The following is a 10207-nucleotide window of genomic DNA, read 5'->3' as shown; positions in this document are numbered from 1 at the left end:
TGCTATTAATATTTTCTTAAACACGGTTGGTTCTTTTTGGATGAAACTAATGAATAGAACGTATTCTTAGGCAGGGTCTACCAAGAACAACGGTTGGTCGTATTCTACCGGAGAGGCATTTTCGACCAAAACTTTCACAATAGTTCCTGAAACCTCAGACTCAATCTCATTAAAGAGCTTCATGGCTTCTACAATACACACCTTATCACCGGCCGATACTGTATCTCCTACATTCACAAATGCAGGGTCTTCGGGCTTAGGCGATCTGTAGAAGGTACCTATCATTGGTGACTTTATTTCTACATATTTTTTGGTGTCTTCTGCCGGTTTTGCCGGGGTGGCTTCGGCAGGAGCCGGAGCAGCGGCCTGAGCCGGAGCAGCAGCTACCGGAGCGGGGGCAGGAGCCGCAGCTGGAGCTGAAACTACATGAGCTTCGGTATCTCTTTTTACCTTAATTTTGAATTCTTCCGTTTCAATATTCACTTCAGCCAAACCAGATTTGGCAATGAAGTCGATCATGTTCTTAATTTCTTTCGGGTTCATAACGAGTTAAGGTTTATTTTACACGCTCACCATACGAGCGGGTTCTTGTATCAACTTTAATTTTATCGCCTAAGTTAATGAATAATGGCACTTGAATTTCGGCTCCGGTTTCTAAAGTAGCAGGTTTACTGGCATTTGTTGCCGTATCGCCCTTTAAACCAGGCTCTGTGTAGGTTACTTCCAGCTCCACATAGGCAGGCAATTCGCAAGTGAGCGGCTGCTCTGTTTCTGCATGGAACAGAATATCTACTTCTTGTCCGTCTTTAATTAGGTCCGATGATTCAATCATGTCTTCAGGAATCATAACCTGTTCAAAGGTACTGCTGTTCATAAAGTGAAAACCGAACTCATCTTTAAATAAAAACTGATGGGTTCTTTTTTCTACACGGGCAGTCTCAATTTTGTGGCCGGCAGAGAACGTATTGTCTACCACCTTACCTGATTTAATGTTTTTAAGACGGGTTCTTACAAAGGCAGGTCCTTTGCCGGGTTTCACATGCTGAAACTCTATTACCATCCAAAGGTCATTGTTCATTACAATACAAAGACCATTCTTAATGTCTGCAGTAGTAGCCATGTATTAATACGAAATTAGTCTGTTACACTTTTGGATCATAAGCCCACTTTATCCAGATAGCCCCCCAGGTAAATCCGCCTCCAAAGGCTGCCAACACAAGGTTGTCGCCCTTTTTCAATTGAGACTCATAGTCCCAAAGACATAGAGGAATTGTTCCGCTGGTGGTATTACCGTATTTCTGAATGTTGAGCATTACTTTTTCTTCTCCCACACCCATGCGCTTGGCCGTTGCATCTATAATACGTTTGTTCGCCTGGTGTGGTACTAAGAACGAAATATCTTCTGCTACCAATTGGTTTTTCTCCATAATTTCTGCAGCTACATCGGCCATGTTGGTTACAGCAAACTTAAACACCGATGAGCCTTCCTGATACACATAATGCTCTTTATTGGCTAGTGTCTCGGCCGAGGCAGGTCTTCGGCTACCCCCGGCTTTCATATGAAGAAAAGGTGCGCCAGAGCCATCCGATCTTAAAATGGAGTCCATTACTCCAACACTTTCGGTGGTAGGTTCCAGCATTATTGCTCCGCCACCATCTCCGAAAATAATGCAGGTGGTTCTGTCTTCATAGTTAATGATAGAAGACATTTTGTCGGCTCCCACCACCACTACTTTTTTGTATTTTCCTGTTTCAATATACTGCGCTCCTGTAGTGAGGGCATATAAAAACCCCGAACAAGCAGCTTGCAGGTCGAAACCGAATGCATTTTTAGCTCCTATGGCGTCACCAATTAGGTTGGCCGTAGCCGGAAACACCATATCTGGCGTGGTGGTAGCACAAATAATTAGATCTATTTCATCGGGAGTGGTATTGGTTTTGGCTAAAAGTCCTTCTACGGCTTTAATACCAATAACCGAGGTGCCCTGATCTTCACCTTTTAATATTCTTCTCTCTTTGATTCCGGTGCGAGTGGTAATCCACTCATCGGTGGTGTCTACCATAGTCTCCAACTCTTTGTTGGTGAGGATGTACTCCGGTACATACCCCTGGACTCCGGTAATCTGAGCTCTGAGCTGAGTCATGCAGTTAAATTTGGTTGGACATGCAGATTTGAGTCATAAACGTCTGCCAATATAAGGGGAAAGGTTTCAGAATCACAACAGAAAATGGACATAAGCCACCCGGCCCCTATAAATGAAAATGCTCCTGAATAAAACAATCCAGGAGCAAGTATCTTTTCAGGACTGACTTAGGCCAATACCTCTTTTTCCATTACTACTTTACCTTTGTAGTAAAGTTTGCCTTCATGCCAGAATGCTCTGTGAGGCATGTGCATTTCGCCAGTTGTAGGACAAACTACCAGGTTTTTGGCGTGTAGTTTTTTATGAGTTCTACCTTTGTCCCTTCTGGTTCTGGAGGTTTTACGTTTAGGATGCGCCATTTCTTATTCTATTTAATGCTTTCGCTATTCTTATTTTTTCAAATTCTTTAAAGCCGCCCATCGTGGGTCGGTAGTGTCTTCTTCTTGTTCAATGTCTTTTTCCGATGCCGAACTGTAAACCATCTGACCTTCCTCCGTGTCCATTTCTTCATCCTCATACCTGGGGTGAAGTTTCTTCATAGGTATTTGTAACCCTATGAATTCAAACAGAATATTAGCCACATTGAGTACCTGAGTGTTTTTGTCTATGACAAATACATCTTCAGAGAGCTCCTTTTCTTCGTCTCCGTACTTGTAAATAATGTTGTGTTCTGTATTTACCGGAAAATCGAAAAGGTCCAGGCTTCGGTCGCAGCTTAGTACTACGGTTCCATCTATTTTATAGTTGACCTGAATCATACTATCTGATTTGTTAAGTGTAACTGCCGCAGCAAGTTTTCCTTCACTTAGCAAATCACCATCGAACATGTCAAAGAACTCATTCCCAATTTCAAAGGTGTAGTCATGAATACCATTTGAAAGCTTGTAGATATGAATATCAAATCTTTTTGCGGCTTTCATGAATCACCATTTAAAATTCAGGAGTGCAAAGGTATGGAATTCATCTGTAATAGTAAAAGCTTCTTGAAACGAAGTTTTACCAAAATGCAAGAGAAAAAATAGAATTGTTGGCCAAAGCCTATGGTGTGTTGACTTAGGGGTATAAAAAGTTGATTGCCCGGAATAGGTGAAGTATTAGACTCAATCGCTATCAATTATTAAGTATGAGATCAGACAAAGAGCGATAAGGCTCTTTTGGCCTTATGAAGACAATTGTTTCACCTATTGCTTTCCGGGCAATTCAACTAAGTGTTATTCACCTGAATATTTATACACTTCTTGCAGCCCCTGGTTAGAGTTAATGGTATAGCCAAGGTCTTTAATGAGACCATCTTTGAGGCTATAAACCCAACCATGAATGTAAGGGAATTCTCCCTGATCCCATTCTTCTTGCAAGAAAGATACTTTAGCCAGGTTTTGTACCTGCTCTTTCACGTTGAGTTCAACAAAACGGTTGAATCGATCGTCCTCATTTTCAATCGCGTCTAACTCTTTGGCGTTGGCTCTGTAAGCATCTTTAATATGCAGTAGCCAGTTGTCTAAAAATCCGAACTTTTGGTTACTCATGGCGGCTTTTACACCTCCGCATCCGTAATGTCCGCAAACCACAATGTGTTTTACTTTCAAAACTTTTACGGCATAGTAAACAACACTTAAGAGGTTAGAGTCGGTGTGAACCACCATGTTGGCAATGTTGCGCTGCACAAAGATAGACCCCGGCATGGTGTCTGTAATCTGGGTGGCAGGAACACGTGAGTCAGAACAACCAATCCATAAAAATTCAGGACTTTGCCCTTTGGCCAGTTCATCGAAAAATGTGGGGTCTTTCTCTTTTACAGATTCTACCCATTTGATATTTCCCTGTTTGAGTAGGTTAATAGAATTAGACATGCGTTGTTATAGTTTAGGATTTATACTGTCAATTACTTTTAATTCATTTTCACCGTGCATTTTGGCCTCTTCGGAGGTAACTACCAATTGGCCCAATGACTGATTGAACCCGTTGAGGTCTAAATGATCTAACGGACTTATTTTGAGTTTTATGTTCTTGAATTTGGCACTTTCTTTAAAGTCGCTGATTATTTCCAGCACATCGTGCTCAATGAACACAGTCTTACTCGCATCTATAAACAGCTCGGCCCCATCGGGCACTTTGTTCAGCTCGCGTAAAATCTGGGCCTTATTCAGGAAAGTTACCTGTTCTGAAAGCACAATCTGATAGTGCTCGTCAGTGGCGTCATGGGTAGACTTGAGTACATAAGGATTCTTAAGGTTGGTGAGCAGAATATTGAATACGGCTACGGCCATACCTATGCCTATACCCACGAGCAAGTCGGTAAATACAATGGCAAACACAGTAACTACGAATGGAATAAACTGCAACCACCCTTTTTTATACATCTCTTTGAACAATGCAGGTTTAGCTAGTTTATAACCCACCACCAAAAGAATAGCTGCAAGACTGGCCAGCGGAATCATATTCATGATATTCGGAATGGCCATTGCTGCCAAAAGTATGAGCACCCCGTGAATAAGGGCTGAAAGTCTGGTTTTACCGCCCGACTGGATGTTGGCCGAACTTCTTACTATAACCTGTGTAACGGGCAGCCCGCCAATAAGGCCGGAAACCATATTACCAATACCTTGAGCTCTAAGTTCCTGATTGGTAGGAGTTACTCTCTTTTGAGGATCTAATTTGTCTGTGGCTTCTACACACAGCAGTGTTTCCAAACTGGCTACAATGGCTATGGTTATACCCACAACCCACACTTGTGGGTTGGTGATGGTGGAGAAGTCTGGCAAGGTAAACTGACCCAGAAAACCATTGAAGTCTTCAGATACAGGAATGTTCACCATGTGCTCTGAGGTAATCTCATAAGCACCACCGGCAAATAGCTTACCGAAGATAATGCCAAGAACCACTACAACCAATGGCCCCTGCACAATCTGGAATAGTTTGATTTTTTTCATGAACTTCTGCTCCCAAAGTATGAGAAGAAGAAGAGAGGTGAATGCAATAATAATGGCTCCGGGGCTAATGTAATCGACCATGTTCCAAAGCTCAGAGAAGGTGTTTTCCCCATCGGCCTGAACAAAATCCATTTCACCCTCAGGGTCTGCATCATAACCAAAGGCGTGAGGTATCTGCTTTAGGAAAATGATGATACCAATGGCAGAGAGCATACCCTTAATTACAGAGGTGGGGAAGTAGTAGCCGATAATACCAGCCCTGACTATGCCCAGTACAACTTGTAAGGCTCCCGCAATAACCACTGCCACGAGAAAGGTCTCAAATGAGCCAAGGTCTTCGATAGCAACGAGTACAATTACGGCCAAACCGGCTGCGGGTCCCGAAACCCCCAGACTGGAGCCACTAAAAGAAGTAACCACAATACCACCCACCATTCCGGCTATTATACCTGAGAAAAGCGGTGCTCCGGAGGCTAAGGCAATACCCAGGCACAGTGGAACTGCTACCAGGAATACTACCAGTCCGGCTGGTGCGTCTGATTTAATGTGTTTAAAAAGATCTTTATTCATAGTTAAGAAAAATTGAAAAATTCAATGAGTAGCCCCTGTGGGCAACCAGATAATTAAAATAGTGTTTAATGCGGAAATTTTAAACCAATGTCCGTTCAGGAGGGGGGAGCAGAACCTTGTTAACGGCCGATGAACCCAGTGGTTGGCTTTGCGTGTAGTAGTTGACTTTGGTAGTTGCAAAGAAAATATAACGCGTTTGAAAACCCGGAAACTCGTCTTTGTGAAGACCTTCTTTGTTTTCCTCTTTTTCGTTTTCTGTTTCTTCTTCCGCATCGGTTATTTCACAGGCCAACTCTACGGCATTGTCCGATGCTTTAATGTACGTATCCATTGCCAGGCACCCTGTAAAGAATAGCAAAAACAGTATGGTGATGGTTTTAGCCAAAATAGTTGATACTATGTCAATGGTACGAGTCAATGGCTTATACGTTGCTACTATCGATAGAAGTCTGAAATTATTCGATAAAAATACGGTTTTCTTACGACTGTTGTGTCATTCGATTGACCCAAATATCTCTGGCCATGTAAATGGCCGCTCTCATACTTTGCTCATTGGCTAGGCCTTTGCCGGCAATGTTGTAGGCTGTTCCATGGTCAGGAGAAGTACGCACAATACTCAGTCCGGCCGTAAAATTAACCCCGTCTTCAAAGGCAAGGGTTTTAAAAGGAATAAGCCCCTGATCGTGATACATAGCCAACACACCATCGAACTTAGTTTGGCTGGCATTGCCAAAGAAACCATCGGCAGGGTAGGGGCCAAATACCAATTCGCCCTTTTCTTTAAAGGCATTAATCACCGGGCGTATAATTTCGTTTTCCTCGGTTCCCAGCAGGCCATCTTCTCCCGCATGCGGGTTTAGCCCCAAAACAGCCACTTTGGGCTTGGTAATGCCAAAATCTTTCTTCAGAGACCTTAGCATAAGCGATGCTTTTTTCTCAATTACTTCCGCAGTAAGTCTCTCTTTGATTTGTGCTACCGAAATATGGCCCGTGGCTACTCCAATTCGCATTTGCTCACTACAGAGAAACATAAGGCTCTCTTCGGCTCCAAAAGTTTCGGTAAAGAATTCCGTGTGGCCGGGAAACTGAAAAGAATCGCTCTGAATATTGTTTTTGTTGATTGGTGCTGTAACTATGGCATCAATCTTTCCCTCTTTCAAATCCTGACTGGCTTGCTTTATGGCTGCCAGTGCCAAAGCCCCCGCCTCTTTGGTCTCTTCGCCCGGGGTCACTTCAATATCCTCTACACAGTTAATTACATTGAGTTTGTTGTATCGAATCTGATCGGCCTTTTGGGTTTGGTTAAACACAAACTTCTCAATGTCTAGCAGGGTTTTGTAGTGAGAAAGCACCTTTCCATGCCCATAAACTACCAGATTTACCTGATTGAAAATTCTGGCATCGAGTGCCGACTTGATAATCACTTCAGGACCAATACCGTTTACATCGCCAATAGTTATACCAAGTGTGGGCAGTTTTCTTTCTTCTCGCTTAGGTTCATGCATGTTTTGGTGCTCTTTCCTTAGGGTTTGAATCGAAGTTCTAATTTTGTGCGCAAATTAAGCTTTTTTAAATAAGTTGTGACAATGTCTGACGTAAGACCAAAGAAACATTTAGGGCAACATTTTCTAAAAGATTTGTCCATAGCAGAGCGCATAGCCAATGGCCTTACAGGGCATGGAAATTACCGAAGCGTGTTGGAAGTAGGCCCCGGTACAGGGGTGCTCACCCAATTTTTATTAAAGGGCGAGCATAATACCTGGGTAATTGATATAGACAAAGAGTCCATTGCCTATTTACACGAGCATTTTCCGGAGCTTCAGCAACACATTATTGACGGAGATTTTCTCAAGTACAACTTTTTAGATCATACCGGAGAACCGCTGGCCATCATAGGTAACTTTCCTTACAATATTTCTTCGCAAATATTTTTCAGAATACTGGAAATGAGAAACCAGGTTCCTGAAGTAGTTTGCATGATTCAAAAGGAAGTGGCCGACCGAATTGCCGAGCCTCCAGGTTCGCGTACTTATGGCATTTTGAGTGTGCTCCTTCAGGCCTACTACGACATTGAGTATTTGTTCACCGTAAAGCCCGGAGTTTTTAACCCACCACCCAAGGTCAATTCGGGTGTTATCCGATTGAAAAGGAACCAGACAGAGCACTTAAACTGCGATGAAGACCTGTTTAAACGCGTGGTAAAGGCGGGTTTTCAAATGAGACGGAAAACGTTGCGCAACGCATTAAAAGCTATAAATTTGCCGGCAGAGTTGGCAAACGACCCAATCCTTGACCTACGGGCCGAAGCACTTTCAGTTAATCAATTTGTGGACCTAACCAACAAGATAACAGCGTGTCGTCAGAACGAGTGACATTTGAGCTTTCCAAAGAATATCTAGACCTGATGCTTCAGGCCATAGAGCGGAAAGACGATGCCTTTATCCGCGACACCATGGAAGGAGTGAATCCGGCCGATATCTCTGCCTTGCTCGATGAGGTGGAGTCTGAAGAAGCTCGTTATGTGCTCGATGTGCTCAACAATGCTGTGGGAGCAGAGGTAATTGAAGAGCTGGAAGAAGACACCCGAAAGGAATTTCTGGAAGAACTCCAACCCCATGAAATTGCCCAGTATATCGTAGAAATGGAGTCTGATGATGCCGTTGACATCATCAACGATTTGCCTGTAAAAACCAGAGAAGAAGTAATTGCCGCTATAGATGACCCTGAAAGTGCTGCCTACATTCAGGAACTGATGCGCTACGATGAAGACTGTGCCGGTGGTTTGATGGCCAAGGAAATGATTGTGGCCAATATTAACTGGACAGTCATTCAAACCATTGATGAGATTCGCAGGCAGGCCGAAAACGTAGAGAAAATCTACTCGGTATATGTGGTAGATGATAAAGGTAAACTCCAAGGCAAGGTGTCGGTGAAGAAAATCATTCTTTCAAAAGACAAAACCTTTATCAAAGACATTTATGATAGCGACATTATTCATGTAGAAACCTACATGGATGAAGAAGAAGTGGCAGCCATAATGCGCAAGTATGATTTGGATGCCGTACCGGTAGTCAATTTGCAGGGAAGATTGGTTGGACGAATAACCATCGATGATATTGTGGATGTGATTACCGAACAGGCCGAAGAAGAGCGACAGCTAATGTCCGGTATTTCGGGCGATATTGAGGAAGACGATACCATTTGGGCTATCTCCAAAGCAAGACTGCCCTGGCTACTCATAGGTCTGTTGGGGGGAACTCTGGGGGCTTGGGCCATTGGTTTTTTCGAAGGAGACCTGGAAAAAAACGCTGCCCTGGCATTCTTTATTCCGTTGGTTATGGCTACCGGTGGCAATGTGGGTATTCAATCATCGACCCTCATTGTGCAAAGCCTTGCCAACAAATCGGCCTTTGAAGACACTTTCTCCAAGCGAATTGCCCGCATGTTTTTGGTAGCCATACTCACAGGCATAGTACTGGCCCTTATTAGTTTCTTAATTGTATTCCTTTGGAAAGACGATCAGACCCTCGGTTCGGTGGTAGCCATTTCATTGGTTTGCGTGGTAATGCTAGCTTCTTTTATGGGTACTACAACCCCTTTGGTGCTCGATAAGCTAGGCGTAAACCCGGCACTCGCTTCAGGGCCGTTTATCACCACCACCAACGATATCCTCGGAATCATCGTTTATCTGGCAATTGCCAATCTATTATTACCCTAGTCATGAAGAAAAAGTGTCTCATTATTGATGATATGCACGAGAGCATTGTGCCTCTCTTAGAAGAAATTGGTATAGAACCTCATTATGCACCTAAAATTAGCCGAAGCGAAATCCTCGATTGTATCGGTCAGTTTGAAGGAGTTTTGGTAAGAAGCAAAACCACCATAGATAAGGAATTTATAGACAAGGCCACCAAACTCGAGTTCATTGGCAGGGCAGGAGCAGGCCTCGATAAAATTGACGTAGCTTATGTAGAAGCTCGCAACATTGAAATACTCAATGCTCCGGAAGGTAATCGTGATGCCCTGGCTGAACATGCCATGGGCATGCTGCTCAATTTGTTGAATAAAATCAATGCAGCCGACCGGGAAGTAAGAAATTGGGTGTGGGATAGAGAAGGCAATAGAGGCGTAGAGCTCTCCGACAAAACAGTAGGAATTGTTGGCTATGGCTATATGGGGCAAGCTTTTGTGCAACGATTAAGAGCTTTTGACTGCCGCATATTAGTGTATGATAAATTTAAAAAGGGTTTTGGCACCAAAAAGGTAGAAGAAGTGAGCCTGGAAAAGCTTTTCCAGAAAACCGATATTCTGAGCCTGCATGTGCCATTGACAGAAGAAACTCGTGGGTGGATGAATAAAACCTTTTTTGAGTCGTTCCGAAAGCCCGTTTATCTTCTCAATACTGCCAGGGGCGAAATTGTGCCCATAGCCGATTTGTTGTCTTTGCTCGACTCAGGGAAAATATTAGGAGCCGCTCTCGATGTGCTCGAAAAAGAAAAATTCGAAGCCCTGACCTCCGAAGAAAAGCAAAGGTTTGAGAACTTGTTCGCTCGAAAGAATGTA

12 protein-coding genes are annotated in these 10207 nt (G+C 43.4%); 3 read left to right on the top strand and 9 right to left on the bottom strand.

Features of this window, described 5'->3' with window-relative positions:
• Positions 1 to 66: 66 nt before the first annotated feature.
• The 9 genes from accB to pdxA form a co-directional block, all read right to left on the bottom strand.
• Positions 67 to 543 (bottom strand): acetyl-CoA carboxylase biotin carboxyl carrier protein, encoded by a 477-nt coding sequence (accB, locus tag B3763_RS00080; protein ID WP_189629508.1) that lies wholly within the window; start codon positions 541 to 543, stop codon positions 67 to 69.
• A gap of 13 nt (positions 544 to 556) precedes the next feature.
• Positions 557 to 1120, bottom strand: a complete 564-nt coding sequence (gene efp, locus B3763_RS00075) for an elongation factor P (RefSeq protein ID WP_189629509.1) — start codon at positions 1118 to 1120, stop codon at positions 557 to 559.
• A gap of 22 nt (positions 1121 to 1142) precedes the next feature.
• Positions 1143 to 2144 (bottom strand): beta-ketoacyl-ACP synthase III, encoded by a 1002-nt coding sequence (locus B3763_RS00070; protein WP_189629510.1) that lies wholly within the window; start codon positions 2142 to 2144, stop codon positions 1143 to 1145.
• A 167-nt stretch (positions 2145 to 2311) separates the two neighbouring features.
• Positions 2312 to 2503: a 50S ribosomal protein L32 gene (gene rpmF / locus B3763_RS00065; protein WP_189629511.1), complete on the bottom strand. Its 192-nt coding sequence runs from the start codon at positions 2501 to 2503 to the stop codon at positions 2312 to 2314.
• Between the two features lie 30 nt (positions 2504 to 2533).
• A complete protein-coding gene (locus B3763_RS00060; protein WP_286742321.1) occupies positions 2534 to 3064 on the bottom strand; it encodes a YceD family protein in 531 nt (176 codons plus the stop codon).
• Positions 3065 to 3355: 291 nt separating this feature from the next.
• Entirely contained in the window at positions 3356 to 3994 is a 639-nt protein-coding gene (locus B3763_RS00055; protein WP_189629513.1) for a carbonic anhydrase, read from the bottom strand.
• 6 nt (positions 3995 to 4000) lie between these two features.
• Positions 4001 to 5644, bottom strand: coding sequence for a SulP family inorganic anion transporter (locus B3763_RS00050; RefSeq protein WP_189629514.1), 1644 nt, complete (start codon positions 5642 to 5644; stop codon positions 4001 to 4003).
• 79 nt (positions 5645 to 5723) lie between these two features.
• Positions 5724 to 6062: a hypothetical protein gene (locus B3763_RS00045; RefSeq protein WP_189629515.1), complete on the bottom strand. Its 339-nt coding sequence runs from the start codon at positions 6060 to 6062 to the stop codon at positions 5724 to 5726.
• 61 nt (positions 6063 to 6123) lie between these two features.
• Positions 6124 to 7149 carry a 4-hydroxythreonine-4-phosphate dehydrogenase PdxA gene (gene pdxA / locus B3763_RS00040; protein ID WP_286742320.1) on the bottom strand — a complete coding sequence of 342 codons (1026 nt, stop codon included), beginning with the start codon at positions 7147 to 7149 and terminating at the stop codon, positions 6124 to 6126.
• Between the two features lie 81 nt (positions 7150 to 7230).
• On the opposite strand from pdxA, the gene rsmA reads away from it, so the two are divergent.
• From rsmA to B3763_RS00025, 3 genes are all read left to right on the top strand, one after another.
• Positions 7231 to 8016, top strand: coding sequence for a 16S rRNA (adenine(1518)-N(6)/adenine(1519)-N(6))-dimethyltransferase RsmA (gene rsmA / locus B3763_RS00035; RefSeq protein ID WP_189629517.1), 786 nt, complete (start codon positions 7231 to 7233; stop codon positions 8014 to 8016).
• Positions 7998 to 9362 (top strand): magnesium transporter, encoded by a 1365-nt coding sequence (mgtE, locus tag B3763_RS00030; RefSeq protein WP_229838570.1) that lies wholly within the window; start codon positions 7998 to 8000, stop codon positions 9360 to 9362. The genes rsmA and mgtE overlap by 19 nt, the downstream gene beginning before the upstream one ends.
• Positions 9363 to 9364: 2 nt before the next feature.
• Positions 9365 to 10207, top strand: an 843-nt coding sequence (locus B3763_RS00025; protein WP_286742319.1) for an NAD(P)-dependent oxidoreductase, incomplete at its 3' end; no start/stop codon positions are given.

The sequence above is a fragment of the Roseivirga sp. UBA1976 genome (assembly GCF_002336325.1).
Classification (GTDB): domain Bacteria; phylum Bacteroidota; class Bacteroidia; order Cytophagales; family Cyclobacteriaceae; genus Roseivirga; species Roseivirga thermotolerans.
This window is presented reverse-complemented; position numbering and strand designations above follow the sequence as displayed.

Excerpts from the sequence above, each read along its gene's own strand:
- accB (WP_189629508.1), bottom strand. The coding sequence starts at position 543 with ATGAACCCGAAAGAAATTAAGAACATGATCGACTTCATTGCCAAATCT.
- efp (WP_189629509.1), bottom strand. The coding sequence starts at position 1,120 with ATGGCTACTACTGCAGACATTAAGAATGGTCTTTGTATTGTAATGAAC.
- B3763_RS00070 (WP_189629510.1), bottom strand. The coding sequence starts at position 2,144 with ATGACTCAGCTCAGAGCTCAGATTACCGGAGTCCAGGGGTATGTACCG.
- rpmF (WP_189629511.1), bottom strand. The coding sequence starts at position 2,503 with ATGGCGCATCCTAAACGTAAAACCTCCAGAACCAGAAGGGACAAAGGT.
- B3763_RS00060 (WP_286742321.1), bottom strand. The coding sequence starts at position 3,064 with ATGAAAGCCGCAAAAAGATTTGATATTCATATCTACAAGCTTTCAAAT.
- B3763_RS00055 (WP_189629513.1), bottom strand. The coding sequence starts at position 3,994 with ATGTCTAATTCTATTAACCTACTCAAACAGGGAAATATCAAATGGGTA.
- B3763_RS00050 (WP_189629514.1), bottom strand. The coding sequence starts at position 5,644 with ATGAATAAAGATCTTTTTAAACACATTAAATCAGACGCACCAGCCGGA.
- pdxA (WP_286742320.1), bottom strand. The coding sequence starts at position 7,149 with ATGCATGAACCTAAGCGAGAAGAAAGAAAACTGCCCACACTTGGTATA.
- rsmA (WP_189629517.1), top strand. The coding sequence starts at position 7,231 with ATGTCTGACGTAAGACCAAAGAAACATTTAGGGCAACATTTTCTAAAA.